Genomic DNA, 17,838 nt, shown 5'->3' on the forward strand with positions numbered 1-17,838 from the left:
AAATTGGCGGCTTAGTGGGGGGAGTATGGGTGGTTTGGGACGGGTGGGATGTGCTTGCGAGGAGCTGAGGAGCGAGGGGTGGGTGGGAATGCTGTAAGATGCCTTGATTTCAGCTAGAAATGAGTTGCAAAAGTTGGCTCTGGCTGTTTTCAAAGCAGTGCAATGTCAGACAGCAAAGAGAGAAAATCGCTTGAGGAGCGTCACCAAATGAGTGACCTGGAACGTTTACGTCATTCCTGCGCCCACGTATTAGCGACGGCAATCACGCGGATTTGGCCAGATGCTCAGCTGGCTGGCGGCCCACCAGTGGAGAATGGTTTTTACTATGACATTACTTTGGACCACCGGATTACGCCTGACGACTTTGAAAAGATTGAGGCGGAGATGAAGAAGGTGGTGAAGGAGAATGCCCCTTTTGAGAAGGTTGTGGTGAGCCGTGATGAAGCATTGAAGCTTGCTGAGAGTGGGCGCCTAGGAGCGGTCTCTGAGCGCGATGTGGCCTCTAGATTCAAAGTTGATTTGCTCAACGACATCCCTGAAGACGAGGAAATCTCTCTGTTTAAGAATAACGATTTTTGGGACCTTTGTGCAGGCCCTCATGTTGGTCGCACTGGCAACTGTAAGGCATTCAAGGTGATGAGTGTGGCTTCCGCCTTTTATAAAGGTAATAAAGACAACGAATCACTGCAGCGCGTGTATGGCACCTGCTTTAAGAATAAGACTGAGCTGGCAGACCATTTGGAAAAGCTTGAAGAGGCGAAGAAGCGTGACCACCGCCGACTGGGTAAGGAGTTGGGCTTATTCCACATTGATGAAGCCGTTGGCCAAGGGCTTATTTTATGGAAGCCGAAGGGGGCGTTGATTCGCCGTGAACTTCAGGACTTCATCACTAAGGAGCTAGACCGTCAGGGGTATAGCCAGGTCTTTACACCACACATTGGTAAGCTTGATCTTTACCGTACTTCGGGCCATTTCCCGTACTATGCGGAAAGTCAATTTCCTGCGATTCCTGAGCGTGACACGCTAGAGAAGCTTGCGGATGAGAATGCGAGTTGTTCGATTCTGACGAATGGGCTTGCGGAGGGTACGATTGAGGGATTCATGTTGCGCCCGATGAACTGCCCGCATCACATTAAGATTTTTGCGAGTGACCAGCATAGTTATCGCGACCTTCCGGTGCGTCTAGCTGAGTTTGGAACGGTCTATCGCTGGGAGCAATCAGGTGAGCTTGGAGGGATGACACGCGTGCGTGGCTTTACCCAAGATGATGCGCACATTTTCTGCACCCCTGAACAGGTAGACGATGAGGTGGCCAGCTGCCTCGATCTAGTGAAGAAGGTACTCAACACGCTGGGTATGGAAGATTACCGGGTACGACTCTCGTTCTCCGACCCAGATTCTGATAAGTACGTGGGTAGCCGCGAAGTTTGGAATGAAGCTGAAGCTTCCTTGAAGAAAGCTGTTGAGAAGCTCGGTGTGGATTACACAGTGGAGCTTGGGGAAGCAGCCTTCTATGGTCCGAAGATCGACTTTGTTGTGAAGGACGTGATAGGTCGCGATTGGCAGTTGGGAACTGTTCAGCTCGACTTTAACCTTCCTGAGCGATTCGATCTCACTTATGTGGGAGCGGACAATGGTCGCCATCGTCCGGTGATGATTCACAGAGCGCCATTTGGTTCACTCGAGCGTTTCGTAGGGCTTTTGATCGAGCACTTTGAAGGGAAATTCCCAACTTGGCTGGCACCTGAGCAGGTGCGCGTATTGCCATTATCGGATAAGTTCATTGAGCATGCGGATGCTGCGGCCAAGAAGCTGGCTGACATCGGAGTGCGTGTTAGCGTGGACCGGGCATCAGAGAAATTAGGGGCCAAGATTCGTCTTGCCAGATTAGACAGAGTGCCTTATATGCTGGTCATTGGCGCGCAGGAGGCAGAATCTAACACTGTATCAGTTCGCCACAGAGATCGTGAAAATCTCGGCACTCAGCCACTGGATACATTCATTCAGAATCTTCACACCGAGATCTTGGAGCGATCACTTTAGATCGCATCGAGAGCTCAAACCAATACCAATAGGAGGATAAAACAATAGCAAAGCCAAAGAAGCCATATAAGAACCGTCGTCGTGATATGACGCGGGTAAACGACTACATTCGTGCCCCAAAAGTGCGTGTGGTTACTGAAAGCGGAGAACTCATCGGTGTGATGAGCGCGCGTGAAGCAGTAGCAAAAGCCAAAAGCATCGGCATGGATCTTGTGGAAATTGCCGCAAAGGCAGATCCACCCGTTTGTAAAGTTTGTGACTATGGCAAATACAAGTACGAACAGTCGAAGCTGAAGAAGAATAATCCGAAGACGACGACAAAGCTTAAGGAAGTGAAATTCCGCGTGCGTACTGAGGAGCACGACTACAATCTCAAGTGCTCTCGGATTGAGAAGTTCTTGGATGAGGGGAATAAAGTGAAGGTACAACTTCAGTTCCGTGGTCGTGAGAATGCACACAAAGAACTAGGTTTTGAAGTGCTTAAGCGTGTAGCTGAAGATCTCACAGGCATGGCTCACTTGGACCAAAAGCCACGTCTTGCGGGGCGTGCAGTTAGCATGCTGCTGTCTCCACTTCCCAAGGAACAACGCAAGCGCAAGTTCATCATGGATCATGGTGAATTAGTTGATGAAGACGACTTCGATGACGAAGAAGAAATCGAAGAAGTCGAGGAGACTGAAGAATAGTTCAGGATAAAAGAATAGATTTTTGAGTACGGCTAACACGAGGGTGTTAGCCGTTTTTTTATCTATAGAATGTCGTGGGGGGAATGGATTTTTACTCCACGACGAGTGTGAAGGTGGCTCTGGTGGATAGCCCTTTGTCATCGGTGGCTTCAACGATGAGTCTATGTTTTCCGATGGCTTCAGCTGGTGCACCGTAGTAGGAGAAGATACGACCACTGGATTGGACGCTTACCCAGTTTGGCCCCTCAATCTTGCGGAAGACGAGTGAGTCAGGTTTCTCATCTGAAATGATTTTCTTAAACTCATAGGCGTAAGAATTGTCTTTGACCTTGAGCGGTGGCAGTTCGGTGTCTTTCTCGATAAACTCAGGTCGGCGGTTTGGAATGCTGCTAGGGTCGATGTTGTTGTGCAGTTCGACTTTAGTAGCAAAGACCCAATACGGGCAGCGGCCACCATTGCCAGGTAGTGCAATTTTCATTTCAATTTTTTTGAAGTGCGCTACTGATTGGTCGAAAGAGAAATAGTCTTCTAACTGATCGTCGACAAGGTGATTGAGTTCGACGGTGTGAGTGAATATTTCTTTACCATCTCCGAGGAAGCTAAGAAGGATGGGTTTAGTTGGTTTACGCTCGTGCGTTTTAGCGTGGAATGTCAGCTTGTAGTAGCCACCGCTTAGCTTGTTTTTATCAATCTCTTGGACGATGGCGTCGCCATTGGTTTTGAATTCTGCGATTGCTTTATCGGTGATTTTGCCACGCGTCCAAGAATGGCCAGCGTTGAAGTGGTTGGAGGCGAGTAACTGTTCGGATATTTTCGAGCCAGTGGTGAAGCTCCAGATATCTCCACCTTTGATAGATTTTCTATCAGGAGAAACTGCATAGACTTTCCAGAAGTAGGTGGTGTTTGCTTTGAGGTTTCCTTTGACGCTTAGTTGGGTGTCAGTGGTTTTACCCATAATAAAGCGTTTATCTGGGCGCTTTGCGGCGACATCTTTCACGTTGGGGCTCATGTAGACGTAATAAGTCGGGTCATGGAACGAGCGATGGGATTCAGGCATTTGCCATGTGAGAGTGGCTTGTCTGCTGGCTCCGACTTGCTTGTTATTTGGGCTTGGTGCTGAGACTGGAAAGCCTTGTTTGTAATGTGAAGCAATGCTGTTAGGTTGCCATGCTCCTAGGTGTGCAGTGACATTATCGATAGCGGCGTTAATACCAGCAGGGATGTGTGCTCGGTAGAGGTCGTACAGCATTGGAGGGAGTGGGCAATGGCCCTCAAGTTCTCCATTGAGATAGAGAGCAAGACGTTTGTTAGAGTAGCCTCTGACTAGAGTGATTTGGTTCCATTGTTTGGCTTTGAGTGGGTTTCTGCCGTTAATTTTAAGTGTGTTAGAGCCATCTAAGTTGATGTCATAATAGCGATAGTTCCAGGCATAGTCTCCAAATGGGTGGGGTGTCCAACTGAGGTGGAGTGCTTGGTCGCTGGGGTTGACATGAAGTTTAAATCCATTGCCTTGGAGGAGGGTGGTATTGCCCGTGATTTGGCCATCGGGCATGACTTCGAGGCAGAGTGTCCGGTCAACGAGGTTGGGGAAGATTGAGCGTCTTTCGCCTGAGTAGAGTGGGTATTGTTTTTTTTCCATTTTGGAGGGAATGAGAAGGCCCTCATTTTGTTCAGCGAATGTGAGATTACGTGTTGTGGTGGGAGAGTAGACGGTGAATTCGATGGTACGGGTGATCTGGTTTGGCCCGACTTTGGTTTCGAATTGAGCTTTATGGGTGCCGGCGGGGAGTTGGTAGGCTCTGGCATTGAAGGCTGTGTGGAGGGTAAGTTTAGAGCCTGCTGGAATCGAGCCGCTACGACTTTCCTTGATCGAGACCCAATCTTGTTTGCACGTGATAGAGTAGTTTTGGGCGAAATCTAGAGGGTTGTGGATGTCGTAGTCGAAGTGGAATGACTCTGCTGGTGCAGTGCCTTGTTGGTGGTAGTGACGGATGTCGTGAGAAGGGAATACAGTGAGGGCGCGTTTAGGAGAGAGTGCTTGTGGGTAGGGCACAATGCTGGGGTCGCCGTAGAGGTTCCAGAGGTGGGCACCCCCATTGGGGATGCGTCGGTTTCTAGCGAGTGCCGTCCAGTGGATTTGGCCAATGGAATGGCCGCGAACGAGAGAGGTAGACCTGATATTTGAAAATGTGTTAGGGCGCACGAGTGGACCATGACTTCCGACGCTGGCAATGGAGCGGGTGGCACCAATGGCGGTAATGGCACCTTTGCGCAGGTGCATGTAGACCATATTCATTGGGTGTTCGGGTTGGCCGCAATCGCAGCCTCCGTATTCGGCGACGACATTGAGCGTGTCTTTCGGAGGAACTCTGTTTGCTAGCCAGCCACTGGTGACGCCTGACTCGATGAATGTGGGGTTTGCGTGACCACCGGAGCGCAAGACACCTGTGGCGAACTGATCCATAAAGCTATTATTTTGCCAGGAGAAGTGGTCGAGAGTAAGCAGGCCTGAGTAGAGTTGTTCGCGGGTATAGTAGGTGAAGCCACCCCACTCGACGAGATGGCCGCTCATGGTGAAGCCATCTACTTCGAATTGGTAGCGTTCGAGGAGTTCAGCGTATGTCGCATTTTCGTAGTTGATGGTTTTTCGTAGGATTGCATCGAGGTCTGTGTATTTACCCCACTTGCTATCTTCTCCGTAGTAGGGGATACGACCGACAAGGACATCCCAGACGGTATTGATACCGTCGGTGGCGTGGTAGTCATCTTTGCCTCCATATTTATTGTCTTTGTTGAGGTCGACGTTTGGGCCATCGAGATCCATGTAGAGGAAGTCAGATGGTCTGCCGGCATGGACGTGTTCACCCGCAGCCACTTTTTTCTTCACTTCTGTGACATCGGTTTCGATGGCCGCCATAGGAATATCTCCAGAGTCGGGGCGTGGGTTGCCGATGAAGAGGACGTAGAAGATCTCACGTTTTTGATAGTTGCTGCGCAGCCAAGTGCGGATATTGTGGAAAGCATCAATGCCTTTGCCTCCACCAAAGTCTTTTTCGGTGACAGTGAAGGCATTGTAACCGAGGGAATTTTTGTGAGCGATAAAGTGCGCGAGTTCCTTTGAATTTTGGGTGATGGCCTCGGTGGTGACAATAGCGTAGCCTTTTGGGCCGTCTTTGATGAGGTGCGCAGGTGGGGCAGTGTCGGGGGTTTTTGCGCCGTATCTGAGATAGCTGGGGATGTCAGTACGCCAGGTGGATCTGGCTGGGTCGAACCAGCGGTGTTGAGATTTGTTAGGAACAATTTCTAGGGCTTTAAAATCGAAGAGCTCTGCTGTGGCATTGAGTTTGGTAACACTCAGTTGCACAGTGGGGGTGTCCCCACGATTGAGGCTGATGGAGCCGATCTTTAGGCCTTTGAATTTACCTGAGGTATCTTCGACTTTCGCCCTGAGCTGTTTCGTGCCGATTTTTACAGCAAAGGTATTGCCGATGAAGTTGCCGTGTCCTTTGTAGTGGGCGTAGACATCGTATGTGGCATGAAATTTAGCGGGGCCTAGTTGCCATTGGAGGCTGTCATTTGGGTTATTCCAACCTTGGATGATGTCGTGGTCGTAGCTGTACTGGGGGCTGTCACCTATGATCTGGGCATCACCAGCAAGGAGTGGATACATCCCCGCGTCGTTTGGATAGGTGGCTGCGACGCGTGCGTATTCCCATTGGTTTTTAGGGGTAGCGGGGGAGGGGGAATAGATGGAGTTTTCAGTGACATTGAGGAGGTGCTTGGCAGACTCTTGCATCGGGTCTGTGGGCTTTGCTGAAGTCGTGCACAGCAGAGCGAGCACCATAGAAATTGTGGTGTGGTAGCGATTCATAGTTGGTGTGGTAGCTGGGGTGTTGTCGAGTAGAGCCTACTCTAATCACCTAAATGGATACAAAATCTCACTAGAAATACTCTCAAAAAATGCTGATGATGACACAATACGCGTGTTGGGTGGCGCAGGGATGGGAGCTGCTTTGGGGCATTTTTTCTTAGGCGGGGATCACATGAGCCAGCGGATGACAGAAATGATAATGACGAGGTAGATTCCGCGCATCAACCACATTGAGCGACGTCGCAGCCGGTCGGTAAGTGTGCTGAGTTCGCTGAGGTCGTTCGCGAGCTTGGCGAGGAGGTCTGATTGCTCAGTGATAATGTCATCGCGTTGGGAGATCATGGTGCGGAGTTCATCGAATTGTTCCTCGGTGGTGAGGTTTTCACGGGCTTCGATGACGAGTGGTTTGTTGGCCTTTTCTTTATTCCGCCAATTTTGGATATTTTTGTAGAGTGTGACGGCTTTATCGCGGTGTTCGTAGGCGAGCTTTGCAGCTGGGAGAAGTTTAGGAAGGAGTTTAATAAAGACAGGGATGGCCATGGCGAGAGGGTAGCGCAATCTCGCGCTTGCGCAATGCATAGTCGAGCTTGCCCGCATCAGAAGCATGGGGTAAGGAGGGGCATGCGCAAACGAGCAAAGGAGAGAAGAGGGCCAGTAGAGGCACGCGATAACAAGCACGTGCGAGGTAAGGGCGGCGGAGGACTCGTCAAAGGAGAGGATGCAATTGATGGGATCTTAGAAAGAAGCGCAGTGCCATTTGTCTTGGTCTTAGACTGTGTTCAGGACCCACACAATTTAGGAGCAATTTTGCGCACCGCGGATGGAGCGGGAGTGGATTTGGTGATTGCACCGAAGGATAAGTCCGTTGGCTTAACTGAGACAGCGCAGAGGGTGGCAGTGGGCGCGGCCGAAAATGTCCCATTTGTGCGCGTGACTAACCTTGCGCGCACGATGAAGAAACTTCAGCAAGATCATGGGGTTTGGCTGATAGGCACCTCCGATAAATCCGATCAAACGCTCTACGATATGGACCTCAAAGGCCCGGTTGGTATTGTCATGGGGGCAGAAGGGCCGGGCTTGCGTCGACTTACTGAAGAGAATTGTGATTTATTGATAGGTATTCCAATGGCGGGCAAGGTTGATTGTCTCAATGTGTCTGTGGCCACTGGAGTTTGCCTTTATGAAGCTGTGAGGCAGCGTGCGCAGGCATAGGTGCGTACGCTATGCGGGCGTCACTTCAGGGTGAGAGTGACGGGGCAATGGTCTGAGCCAAGGACGTCAGAGAGAATTTCTGCTGATGCGAGTTGCGGAGTGAGGGATGCGGAGGTGCAGAAGTAATCGATTCTCCAGCCAACATTCTTGCCGCGTGCGCCAGCCCGGTAACTCCACCAGGAATAGGCACCTTCGGTGTCGGGGTGGAAGTGGCGAAAGGTATCGATGAATCCGGCTTCGACGATGTTATCAAAGCCAGCGCGTTCTTGGTCACTGAAGCCGGCACTTTTGCGGTTGGCTTTGGGGCGTGCGAGGTCGATTTCCTGGTGCGCGACATTGAGGTCCCCGCAGAAGATGACTGGTTTGGTGGATTCGAGGTCTTTGCAGTAAGCTAGGAAGTCTTTATCCCATTGCATGCGGTAGTCGAGGCGCTTGAGTTCGTTCTGTGCATTGGGTGTGTAAACTGTGACGAGGTAGAAGTCCGGATATTCCGCTGTGATTACTCGCCCTTCGGTATCGTGTTCCTCGATGCCAATGCCATTAGTGACAGAGATGGGTTTATCTTTGCTGAGGATGAGTGTGCCTGAATAGCCAGCTTTTTCAGCAGCATTCCAGAATTGGTGGTAGCCTGCGAATTCGAGTGGTAGCTCGACTTGCTCGGCTCTTGCTTTAGTTTCTTGGAGGCAGAGGATATCGGGTTGGATATCTGCGAACCATTCAGCGAAGCCTTTTTTGAGGACAGCGCGGATGCCATTGACGTTCCATGAGATGAGTTTCATCGTTGTGTAGGTAGGTGCATAGTCACGGAGGACTAGCAGTTATTGGTTTTGAGTAAAAATGGGGAAAGTGCCTTTGAGGTTCAGCCTTTCAGGTGGGGTGATAGAAAATGGCTTGCTGCGCGGAGCTTTGATTTTGTCTTCGTAGGCGAGGGGGACGCAGGTAAGAGCAATAAGGGGTTCGTCACCGGGGCGAGGCACACGCAGCGCGTGGATGATGGAGGGGAAATGTGGGTTCTTATTGAACTCAATCACATCACCTAACTGGTAGGCGTCCGCGGCACTAGCCGGAGCATTTGGGAGGATCCATTCTACGAGAACGAGGTAGGGAGTGGGGGGATGAAATGCGTCGGGTTGGACCAAAGCTTGGGCTTGGATTGCGATGCCTGAGGTAATAAAATCGTCTTGGTTGAGTGTCCTAGTATTAAGGACGCGGTATTGGCCCTGAATGTAGGTGTTGTAGGTGGTGTCCTTATAGTTCCCTACGTAGACGCGCTTGAGTTCTTGATTGAGCAGGCTGAAGTCCTCGGTGTTGAGGTTGTAATATTTTTTGTAGAGGGTGCGTGGTCCGTGGGCGGCTCCACTGGGGGCAGTGAGCGGATCGAAGGCCTTGGTTTCTTGGTGGCGGCCAAGCTTTTCAAGCAAGGCATAGTTTTGGGGGAGGTGCGGGTTCCCAAAAACTTCGAGGAAGAAGACCCAACTCCAGACGGCTAGGCAAAAAGCTGCAGTATTCACAAGAAACCACCAAAAGTGTGGTGGTTTCTTTCTGAGAATACGTGCGACTAGCGAGTCATCTTCTTTTTTACGCGTCACGGCGACAGATACGAATGGTGGTCGCGATTATTTACAATCGTTTGCAGGGTCGTAGGTTCCCTCTTCACCTTTGGCTTCGAAGGAGGTGCCGCAGCCACAGGAACGCGAGGCATTGGGGTTTTGGACCTTAAATCCTGAGTCTGAGAGTGAGTACTCGTAGATCAAGTGGCAGCCCTTGAGGTATTCAAATGAATCGGGCGAGACGTGGACGACGGCGCCATCTTGTTCAACAGTCTCGTCGCCATCGTGGGCTGCGTCTACCTCCATGACGTATTGCATGCCAGCGCATCCACCGCGTTGGACGGAGAGTCTAAGGCCCGTTCCGGGAGCTGCATTTTTTTTGCTGAGGAGGTTTTTGAGTTCCTTAATGGCGGATTGAGTCAATGTGATCATATGGCTATCGTGTTGCTTGGCGGCAAGATAAGCGTGGATTTCCCGATCATCCAATCAAACTTTAAGGAAAATATAGGCCAGAATAGAGGTAATTCGCGGTAGCATTCTTTCAGATCGCTGCATAGGATGTGGTTATGATCTACCTTGATTCGAATGCGACAACGCAGGTGCACCCGGAGGTATTGGCGGAGATGATGCCGTACTTAAGTGAGCAATGTTATAATCCATCGAGTGGGTATCGTGCGGGCAAGGCGGTGAAGCGTGCTATTGAGCTGGCGCGTGAGCGGGTGGCCCAGTTGATAGGCGCGGATGTTGACGAGGTCTTTTTTACAGGTTGTGGCACGGAGTCGAACAATGCGGTTTTGTTTTCATTGGCGAAAGCGGTGGGTGTGGGTAAGCGGGTGGTCACGAGTCAGATTGAGCACAGTTCGATTTTGCGGGTTTGTGAACATTTGGAGAAGCAGGGGTATGTGATTGAGCGGGTGGGCGTGGACGCATCTGGGCGTTTAGACTTGGCGGCTTGGGCGGATGCCATGGCCAGAGCTGATGTTGGATTTGCGACCTTGATGTGGGCGAACAATGAGACGGGTGTGATTCAGCCTATTGAAGAAGCGGCGCGCCTGGCGCGGGAGGAGGGAGTGCCATTCCATACTGATGCCATACAAGCGGTGGGGAAAGCACCGGTGGATGTGCATGCTTCAGAGGTCGATTTTCTCTCTCTCTCTGGGCATAAGTTTCATGCACCCAAAGGGGTGGGGGCGATGTATATTCGCAAGGGAGTTAGATTTGAGCCGCTTCTTTTTGGTGGTGGGCAAGAGGCTGGCCGTCGTAGTGGGACTGAGAATGTGGCTTCGATCATCGGTTTGGGTAAGGCGGCTGCGATGATGCAAGAACGGCTTGAGACGGATGGGCATTCAGGTGTGGGAGCATTACGTGATCATTTTGAGAAGCGGCTGCTGGAGGAAGTCGAGGGGGTGCATGTGAATGGCTCCATTGAATTTCGCACGAAGAATACTTCGCATCTGGCCTTTGATGGCTGTGAGGCTGCAGGCTTGCTTATTTTGCTGGATGAATACGGGATGGCGTGTTCTGCGGGGTCGGCATGTATGACTGGCAAGCAGAAGCCGTCACACGTTCAGACAGCGATGGGGATCGATGCCAAGCGTGCCAAGAGCAGCCTGCGCATTTCCTTCTCGATACTAACCAGTCGAGAGGAGACGGACGAGGCGGTAGAACTTGTGAAAAAAGCGGTGCGTAAGCTCCGCAGTGTGCAGGGAATCACGGGTGTTGGTCCTGTGACTGTCTACACCTAGGGCAGCACCTTATACCATCTCTCGACTCGGAATAGACGAATGGAGTTTGGTAAAGTCTTGTGATTTTGCGCTGCGCGATTTCAGAGTGTATCGGATTATCTTGCCTAATATCATCGTTGTCATTCAGTTGTCCCGCGCGTGCGGGACGCCTTCACTCCGCCTTGATATTCTGCAAGCTCATTCCGATCATTCGTCCATTCCGTTTCGATCAATGGTATTAGGCAGGAAGCAGAGCTGGTGTTTCAGCTTTGCTGTTGGGTGGGCGGAGGTATGTCGCCCGCCCACACACCGGTGCGAGTGCGTGTGAATGACGGGCACATGAGAGTAGGGGGAAAGCGCTCTTTAATGGACTGCGAGAGTTTTTCCTTGTTGGAGTCTGGACTCCTCAGCTCTGAAGCCGATGAGGTGTCCTTCAATCGCAAATTCGATGAGTGAAGATTGGTCGGCGGAGCCGTGAATGATGTGATCGAGTTGGTCCATGAGGCCGTAGTCACCGCCACCGTGGCCTTGGTAGCCTTCAGCTGCTTCTGGTGGATCGAGCGTGATTTTTTCGATGTCACCTGATTTGTGATGGCGCAGTACGATATCGCACTCGTGTTCTGCTTTGACAGTGTCACCGCCACGCAGTGAGGCTTTGGTGCCAAAAAGTTGGAGGTGGCGTCCTGAATCAAAGGCGGTCATGGTGAGGGATGCGGTGGTGCCATTGTCGAATTCCATATTTACGATTTGGTGGTCCACGACGTCGTTATCACAGTGGTAGACACAGCGGCCCCAAGGAGCGGTCTTGAACCACTCACGGACTTCGGACTCTACGATGTTTTCGGGATCTGGGTAAATCATCTGTAACCAACGCTCGCGGTCTGTGAAGTATCTCTCAGTGGAGTAGGTGCAAGTTTGAGCATGCGGGCACCCATCGCCGCAGCGTAAGGCCGCGCCCTCTGGAGCGTTCTCGCTGTTGAAGTGTTGGAGGCCACCAAAGGAATTGACCGACTTGCAGGGTGAATTGACTAACCAGGAAATGATGTCGAGGTCGTGGCTACATTTGGCAATGATCATGGGGGTGGAGTCTTCGGATTTACTCCAATGTCCACGAACGAACGAGTGTGCTTGGTGGAAGGGTTCTACACCTTCACTGGCATTGAGTGAAATGACATCTCCGAGTGCTCCTTCTTGGATCAGTTGGTGGATTTTTTTGTAGAATGGGGTGTAGCGAAGGACAAAACAGAGGACGATTTTACGGTCATATTTTTTTGCGAGTCTGGCGAGAGCGATGACTTCGTCGACATTTTGCGCGGCGGGTTTTTCGAGGAGCAGGTGGTAGCCTTTCTCTAAAGCAATTTTTGCAGGTTCGAAGTGGTAATTATCTTGGGTGCCAATGACCATGAGGTCCGCAAGTTTTGGTTGAGCAAGCAGAGCCTCGGCAGAATCAAAGCCACGGAAGTCAGGGTTTTCAGAGATGTTACGCAGCGCGTCGACACGTTCGGCAACAGGGTCGGCACCAGCTACCACCTGGTAGCGGTCGGCCATGAGAGTGGCAATTTTTGAGTATGTTCTGGCGCGAGATCCGCAGCCGCAGACAGCAAGTGTGAGCATGATATGAGATTATAGGTGGGGGGAGTTGTGCATGTGAGACTGAAGAATCTGCCTAATTCGTGTTGATGTCGACGTATTAGAATGGCGGGTCTGTGCTCTGAAAGCGTTCAGTTTGGAGGGCACATGGGAGTGGGTTTTTGGTGAAAAAGGTGAGGGGGAAACTTTTTTTGTTAAGCTTTGTGAGTTTGTGCTGTGTTTAAGTACAATGGCCTAATGTCTAATGAATCCTCCATCCCCCAAGCAGCGCCACTGGTGAGTCTATTGACTGAGCACCAGGCTGATCTGTGGGCCTATATTATTACCCAAATGCCTGGTAGTCCGGACGTGGCAGACGTGTTGCAGAAAACAAATTTAACGATTTGGACGAAGCAAAGTGAATTCACACCTGGGACAAATTTTCGGGCTTGGGCGTTCACGATTGCGCGTTTTGAGATCCTCGCGCATTTGAAAAAACATAAGCGGGGCAATTGGTTAGTTTTTAGCGATGAGTTGATCGAGGTGATGGGCACGGAGACTGCGGAGGCCATTCCTGATACGAGCACGCGTTTGCACTTGCTCGAGCAATGTATGGGCAAGTTACGCCAGAGCCACCGTGAGCTAGTAAATCAGCGTTATATGAGTGCTGATGGTTTGGCGCGGTATGCTGCGTCGGTCGGTCGTAGTGAGTCCTCTTTATATGTGACCCTGCACAGGGTACGTGCGACGCTGCGCAAGTGTATTGAGAAGGGGCTTCAGCATGGGTTTGGTGGAATGCAAAACGAGGGGAGGGCTGAGTCATGAAGCCATTAGAGGAGAGAATCCAGGCATTGATTGACGGATCAATCAGCGAGGAAGAATTTCAGCATCTGGATGATGAGTTGTTAGCAAATCCTGAAGCGCGGCGCATTTATTATTCTTACATGGTGATGCACCAAGGTTTGGAGTATCGGCTTTCACGATCATCCTCGGGTGTGAGTCCTGCGGCGCCGATTCAAGGTTTGGCTGAGTCACGACTGAAGCGTCAGCGCGTCAAAGCACTCAAGGTTGCTGCGATGTCGGCCGCAGCGGTCATTCTCTGTACATTGATTGTGTTGAAGATGTATGCCATCCGCTGGGATAGTGAGGGACCAACTCAGTTTGCTGCGGCGCCAGGCACGCTCTATACCCTGACTCATGAAGGTGGAGAGGTGGACACTGAATCCTTGGAGCTGAGGCAATTTTCAAGACTTCAGATAAGCCAAGGAACCATCGAGCTTCAGTTTGCATCAGGTGTGCGATCTATTTTAACTGCTCCAGCGGATGTTACCTTACAGGATTCGGACAGACTTTTCATGGAATCTGGGATTGCTTGGTTTGATGTGCCGAAGCAGGCAGTGGGATTCACTGTAAAGACGCGCGAATTTGAGGTTGTGGATCTCGGTACACGCTTTGGGGTTCAAGCTCATCCTAGAGATAATGATGAGGTGCATGTTTTTGAAGGTGCGGTTGCTGTGACTTCATTAAGTGGAGAAGAACAACAGGTGACACTCAAGGAAAGCCAAGCAAAAAGAGTACGGTTCTCTGGTGCTCTAGAAGATGTGGCACTTGCACCGGAACGGTTTATCACGCAATTGCCGGACTCATTACCTCACATGCATTGGTCCTTTGATGATGCGGAGGAGCTTGTTGAGACTAATCAAATTGTGGGAATGGATGCACTTGAGTATAGGCTGAATGGTCCGTCTGCAGGTTCTCGCCGTGAGCCGAACTTACGTTCAGGAGTTCACGGTCGTGCATTGCAGTTAGATGGCGGCTGCTTCTTGGAGACGAATTGGGAAGGTATTTTAGGAGATGCCCCCAGAACGGTGGCGTTTTGGATGAAGTTGCCAGCAATGCGGAGGCAAGTCGATGTAACCAATCAGAAAATGATTCTTGGCTGGGGGCGTCAATCTTCTGGCTCGGCTGATAGCACAGAGAATAACAAGTGGACGATACACATGGATCCATCTGCTGGGCGATACCCGATGCTTAATCTGAGTTTCGGTGGATTTTGGTACTTCGCACCTGGATTGGTGCTCGATGATAACCAATGGCACCATATCGTGGTGGTTTACGCAGGGGAGAGCAACTCTGAGAAGATGCCGAGGATGAAGCTTTTTGTTGATGGTCAAGTTGCGAACATCAAGCCGGCTTTCCACAGTCCCATTGATAGAGACCCATTGGGGCAGGTGCACATTGATACGAAGGAGAAGTCGCCGATGGTGTTGGGGGCAACATTATCAGGTGCCGCTGGACGTGATTACGAGGAGGGGCCTTACCTCGATATTTCTCTCGACGAATTATTCATTATTGAGGGGGCCATTACTGACCGAGAGGCACGCGCACTCTTCAAACACAATGCCCTTTCCGCTCCCTAGAGTGAAGCCATTTTGATGCCACGAAGCTTCGTGGGATTAAAGACACGACAAACCATATACTAACATATCGAACTATGAAAAAAACAACCTTAACGATGTTATGCATTGGAGCTTGCACTAGTCTGCAAGCTGCAACGATTAGCATTAATATGACAGATGGTGGACCTGGAGGCGGTGTTGCTGTAGCAGGCAATACAGCAGGTGCTGAACTAGCTGGATATTGGAATACCCTAGGCAGAGACGGTACGGGTAAGTCAGGTACAGATATTGCTAATCTATTAGATGATACAGGTGCCTCATCAGGTGTTGGAATTACACAGTCAGCGGCACAAGGTGGCTGGTATTCTTCAGCTTCTGGCTTTAGCGGGACTATCGGTAATAATTTTATGACTAACTTTGCCGATGCTAGTGGTGCCTATAACTACACATTTACTGGTTTGAATGCAGGTGTAGGGGCAGTCTATGATGTGATCATTTACAGTGCACGTGGCTTTTCTAATACAGGTGTCACTAAGTTTGATGTGAATGGTGAAACACTTTACCTCACAAACGAGAGCATGGTTGGTGATTATACTGAGAGCGGTTGGGCTACTCAGGGCGAAGCTGAAAACAATTTGAGCTCAGGTAACTACGTACGCTTTCGAAATGTATCATTGGACACTTTGGTTGTAGGAATCGAAGGTCTCGACGATGCTACAAATGGTGGCACACTTGCTGCCGTCAATGGCATTCAGATTGTTGCAGTGCCAGAACCTTCTTCAGTGGCACTACTTGGACTAGGAGGCATCGCTCTGGTGCTTCGTCGTCGCCGCTAGTCGCTCACTTGGAGCGCATCTCTTAGGTGCCTCATTGGAGGGCAATGAGGCACCCCATTTCAAGATGATAACTTACATCTCTGGCACCACTGTGCCCAGAAGTAGGGGAGATGCGTCATCAATCTCAGAGTTCAGTAGGGTTATGAGCTCGGGAAAATAGATAAGAAACCCAACACATATGGAAAATAATAGTATGAAAAAGACAACATCAGTAATTGCTGTGGCGCTGCTGAGTTCCCTTTGGGGAAGTGCGGCGACGATCGACTGGTCTGGGGTGTCTGGAACATTCACAGACGCCGGTAATTGGACGGGTGGAGTGGCTCCAGTACTCGACGGAACAGATAATGCCAGAGTTAGCTCCGGCAGTGCCATTCACAATGGTACAGGAGGCGACTTGACCATCAGTGGTGGTAGCCAGCTTATCCTCAATGGAGGAGACTATGGTCAAACTGCTGGTTTTTGGCTTAACTTCCAAGGAGGTGGCTCCTTTTCTGTCACTAATGGTAGTACTCTTCAAGGCACTAACAACTTACGTCTGAGAGGTGTGGGTGGCAATGCGGCTACGCATACAGTTGACGGTGGTTTTGTGAATGCCAATGCTTGGGAAGTTGATGATAACCAGACTGTGAACATCTCTAATGGGTCAGTCTTGAGCATGAATGGCACAAGCTCTGTGAATAACAACAGTGTGATTAACCTTACGGCTTCAACCTTGAATGTGAACAACCTCGATCTACGTACCTACGCAGGGAACAGTGGATTTGTGAACCTGTTTGACGGTGCCCAACTTAATGTGAATGGAGCATTCACGACGACAGCGAACGCATTTGTCAATTTTGACACCGATTCCACTGCTGTGATGTTCTTGGACAATGTGTCTGTCACAGATGTCGAGACACTGATCACGAATGGTCAATTTGGTATCTCTGGGGCGATTGATACGACAACAAGTAACTATGCTCTCTCTGTGAACGGATCAGGAGTGGATGTGCAACTTGTAGCAATTCCTGAACCTTCAGTTTCCGCGCTTCTTGGGCTCGGAGGCGTGGCGTTGATTTTACGCCGTCGCAAATAATTTCGGTTGTTTGTATTGTTTTGTCACCTCGCAGGAGTTGGTTCTCCTGCGGGGCAATGTGCGTTTAGTGTTTGACCTCGAGTAGGGGGGCGATCTAGTGTGATAAATCTTGGTATTTTCTGAGATTAACTACCCATCATACTATGACGCATAAATTCCCTTCATTACTCGTACTTCTTAGCGGAGCCCTCATAGGGGCAAGTCAAGCAGCGATCACCGACTGGATGGTTGCAGCAGCAGCTACTTCTGGCAATGTCACAGTCAGTAATAACGGTGGTGCTGGCTTCACCTTCGATGGCACATCAGGTATTGCTTATGACTTTGGTGAATTGGACGCATTAGGCGGTAAGCCCGTTGATGGATCGACAGTGGAATTTATCATCAACTTTGCTGATTCGGGCCCATCATTATCGATTGCGACAGTGACTGGATGGTCACCCGGAAATGAAAAAAATCAATTCAAGCTCGAGCAATGGAACAACACAGGCAAGTTTGGAATAACATGGGAAGGTTTTGCTGATTATTCATTCAATGCGGATTCTGTATTCAACCAAGATGTGCATGTGGTTTTTCGCCGTAATAATAGTGGTACGATTGATTTGTTCTTAGACGGTGCGTATGTCGAAACTGATACAGGTAAAACCAACTGGCGAATGGATGGTGGACTTGGAATGTTAGGTGCTAGGTCGAATGGTACCACTGACGTGGCCACAGGTGATATGCATGGTGTGGCTTCTTACGACACGGCGTTAAGCAATGCTGAGATTTCTAACCTTTATGCTGCATTTACTGCTATTCCAGAGCCTTCTAGCATTTCATTGTTAGGACTTGGTGGGCTGAGTTTGTTATTACGCAGGCGCCGATAGTGATAGT

15 protein-coding genes are annotated in these 17,838 nt (G+C 50.3%); 9 read left to right on the forward strand and 6 right to left on the reverse strand.

The genetic code is table 11. The features are described 5' to 3' along the window. Positions 1 to 162: 162 nt before the first annotated feature. Both thrS and infC read left to right on the forward strand, forming a co-directional pair. A complete protein-coding gene (thrS, locus tag ACFSW8_RS15880; RefSeq protein WP_377090753.1) occupies positions 163 to 2,043 on the forward strand; it encodes a threonine--tRNA ligase in 1,881 nt (626 codons plus the stop codon). 86 nt (positions 2,044 to 2,129) lie between these two features. After that, positions 2,130 to 2,729 (forward strand): translation initiation factor IF-3, encoded by a 600-nt coding sequence (gene infC / locus ACFSW8_RS15885; RefSeq protein WP_377090752.1) that lies wholly within the window; start codon positions 2,130 to 2,132, stop codon positions 2,727 to 2,729. A gap of 91 nt (positions 2,730 to 2,820) precedes the next feature. Here the strand turns inward: infC and ACFSW8_RS15890 are convergent, their stop codons facing one another. Together ACFSW8_RS15890 and ACFSW8_RS15895 are read right to left on the reverse strand one after the other, a co-directional pair. Next, positions 2,821 to 6,600: a hypothetical protein gene (locus ACFSW8_RS15890; RefSeq protein WP_377090750.1), complete on the reverse strand. Its 3,780-nt coding sequence runs from the start codon at positions 6,598 to 6,600 to the stop codon at positions 2,821 to 2,823. A gap of 168 nt (positions 6,601 to 6,768) precedes the next feature. Next, a complete protein-coding gene (locus ACFSW8_RS15895; RefSeq protein WP_377178744.1) occupies positions 6,769 to 7,140 on the reverse strand; it encodes a hypothetical protein in 372 nt (123 codons plus the stop codon). A gap of 81 nt (positions 7,141 to 7,221) precedes the next feature. Between ACFSW8_RS15895 and rlmB the strand changes: the two genes are divergently transcribed. Further along, positions 7,222 to 7,812 (forward strand): 23S rRNA (guanosine(2251)-2'-O)-methyltransferase RlmB, encoded by a 591-nt coding sequence (gene rlmB / locus ACFSW8_RS15900; RefSeq protein WP_377090748.1) that lies wholly within the window; start codon positions 7,222 to 7,224, stop codon positions 7,810 to 7,812. Between the two features lie 20 nt (positions 7,813 to 7,832). Here rlmB and ACFSW8_RS15905 read toward each other — a convergent pair whose 3' ends face one another. Genes ACFSW8_RS15905 through ACFSW8_RS15915 form a run of 3 tightly spaced genes read right to left on the reverse strand, consistent with a single transcriptional unit; the run spans position 7,833 to position 9,794 of the window. Beyond that, the gene (locus ACFSW8_RS15905) at positions 7,833 to 8,591 is read right to left on the reverse strand and encodes an exodeoxyribonuclease III (protein WP_377090747.1); all 759 of its coding nucleotides are present in this window, start codon (positions 8,589 to 8,591) and stop codon (positions 7,833 to 7,835) included. Positions 8,592 to 8,630: 39 nt separating this feature from the next. Continuing rightward, a complete protein-coding gene (locus ACFSW8_RS15910) occupies positions 8,631 to 9,401 on the reverse strand; it encodes a hypothetical protein (RefSeq protein WP_377090746.1) in 771 nt (256 codons plus the stop codon). 27 nt (positions 9,402 to 9,428) lie between these two features. Further along, a complete protein-coding gene (locus ACFSW8_RS15915; RefSeq protein WP_377178745.1) occupies positions 9,429 to 9,794 on the reverse strand; it encodes a HesB/IscA family protein in 366 nt (121 codons plus the stop codon). Positions 9,795 to 9,928: 134 nt separating this feature from the next. Here ACFSW8_RS15915 and ACFSW8_RS15920 point away from each other — a divergent pair, with 134 nt between their 5' ends. After that, positions 9,929 to 11,107, forward strand: coding sequence for a cysteine desulfurase family protein (locus ACFSW8_RS15920; protein WP_377090743.1), 1,179 nt, complete (start codon positions 9,929 to 9,931; stop codon positions 11,105 to 11,107). 342 nt (positions 11,108 to 11,449) lie between these two features. Here the strand turns inward: ACFSW8_RS15920 and ACFSW8_RS15925 are convergent, their stop codons facing one another. Further along, positions 11,450 to 12,700 (reverse strand): Gfo/Idh/MocA family protein, encoded by a 1,251-nt coding sequence (locus tag ACFSW8_RS15925; RefSeq protein WP_377090741.1) that lies wholly within the window; start codon positions 12,698 to 12,700, stop codon positions 11,450 to 11,452. Between the two features lie 213 nt (positions 12,701 to 12,913). On the opposite strand from ACFSW8_RS15925, the gene ACFSW8_RS15930 reads away from it, so the two are divergent. The 5 genes from ACFSW8_RS15930 to ACFSW8_RS15950 all read left to right on the forward strand — a co-directional run bounded on the left by ACFSW8_RS15930 (position 12,914) and on the right by ACFSW8_RS15950 (position 17,831). Continuing rightward, on the forward strand, positions 12,914 to 13,480 hold the full coding sequence (locus ACFSW8_RS15930) for a sigma-70 family RNA polymerase sigma factor (protein WP_377178746.1): 567 nt from the start codon (positions 12,914 to 12,916) through the stop codon (positions 13,478 to 13,480). Further along, positions 13,477 to 15,075: a LamG-like jellyroll fold domain-containing protein gene (locus tag ACFSW8_RS15935; RefSeq protein ID WP_377090739.1), complete on the forward strand. Its 1,599-nt coding sequence runs from the start codon at positions 13,477 to 13,479 to the stop codon at positions 15,073 to 15,075. The genes ACFSW8_RS15930 and ACFSW8_RS15935 overlap by 4 nt, the downstream gene beginning before the upstream one ends. A 74-nt stretch (positions 15,076 to 15,149) precedes the next feature. Beyond that, complete coding sequence (locus ACFSW8_RS15940) at positions 15,150 to 15,890, forward strand: PEP-CTERM sorting domain-containing protein (protein WP_377178747.1); 741 nt, start codon at positions 15,150 to 15,152, stop codon at positions 15,888 to 15,890. A 193-nt stretch (positions 15,891 to 16,083) separates the two neighbouring features. Further along, a complete protein-coding gene (locus ACFSW8_RS15945) occupies positions 16,084 to 16,965 on the forward strand; it encodes a PEP-CTERM sorting domain-containing protein (protein WP_377090737.1) in 882 nt (293 codons plus the stop codon). Positions 16,966 to 17,108: 143 nt separating this feature from the next. Beyond that, on the forward strand, positions 17,109 to 17,831 hold the full coding sequence (locus tag ACFSW8_RS15950; protein WP_377090736.1) for a LamG-like jellyroll fold domain-containing protein: 723 nt from the start codon (positions 17,109 to 17,111) through the stop codon (positions 17,829 to 17,831). The last annotated feature ends 7 nt before the right edge of the window (positions 17,832 to 17,838 follow it).

This window comes from Rubritalea tangerina (assembly GCF_042683245.1).
In the GTDB taxonomy this organism is placed as follows: Bacteria; Verrucomicrobiota; Verrucomicrobiia; order Verrucomicrobiales; family Akkermansiaceae; genus Rubritalea; species Rubritalea tangerina.

Excerpts from the sequence above, each read along its gene's own strand:
- ACFSW8_RS15895 (WP_377178744.1), bottom strand. The coding sequence starts at position 7,140 with ATGGCCATCCCTGTCTTTATTAAACTCCTTCCTAAACTTCTCCCAGCT.
- ACFSW8_RS15950 (WP_377090736.1), top strand. The coding sequence starts at position 17,109 with ATGACGCATAAATTCCCTTCATTACTCGTACTTCTTAGCGGAGCCCTC.
- ACFSW8_RS15905 (WP_377090747.1), bottom strand. The coding sequence starts at position 8,591 with ATGAAACTCATCTCATGGAACGTCAATGGCATCCGCGCTGTCCTCAAA.
- rlmB (WP_377090748.1), top strand. The coding sequence starts at position 7,222 with ATGCGCAAACGAGCAAAGGAGAGAAGAGGGCCAGTAGAGGCACGCGAT.
- ACFSW8_RS15925 (WP_377090741.1), bottom strand. The coding sequence starts at position 12,700 with ATGCTCACACTTGCTGTCTGCGGCTGCGGATCTCGCGCCAGAACATAC.
- infC (WP_377090752.1), top strand. The coding sequence starts at position 2,130 with ATGACGCGGGTAAACGACTACATTCGTGCCCCAAAAGTGCGTGTGGTT.
- ACFSW8_RS15945 (WP_377090737.1), top strand. The coding sequence starts at position 16,084 with ATGAAAAAGACAACATCAGTAATTGCTGTGGCGCTGCTGAGTTCCCTT.
- ACFSW8_RS15930 (WP_377178746.1), top strand. The coding sequence starts at position 12,914 with ATGTCTAATGAATCCTCCATCCCCCAAGCAGCGCCACTGGTGAGTCTA.
- ACFSW8_RS15920 (WP_377090743.1), top strand. The coding sequence starts at position 9,929 with ATGATCTACCTTGATTCGAATGCGACAACGCAGGTGCACCCGGAGGTA.
- ACFSW8_RS15890 (WP_377090750.1), bottom strand. The coding sequence starts at position 6,600 with ATGAATCGCTACCACACCACAATTTCTATGGTGCTCGCTCTGCTGTGC.
- ACFSW8_RS15935 (WP_377090739.1), top strand. The coding sequence starts at position 13,477 with ATGAAGCCATTAGAGGAGAGAATCCAGGCATTGATTGACGGATCAATC.
- thrS (WP_377090753.1), top strand. The coding sequence starts at position 163 with ATGTCAGACAGCAAAGAGAGAAAATCGCTTGAGGAGCGTCACCAAATG.
- ACFSW8_RS15915 (WP_377178745.1), bottom strand. The coding sequence starts at position 9,794 with ATGATCACATTGACTCAATCCGCCATTAAGGAACTCAAAAACCTCCTC.
- ACFSW8_RS15940 (WP_377178747.1), top strand. The coding sequence starts at position 15,150 with ATGAAAAAAACAACCTTAACGATGTTATGCATTGGAGCTTGCACTAGT.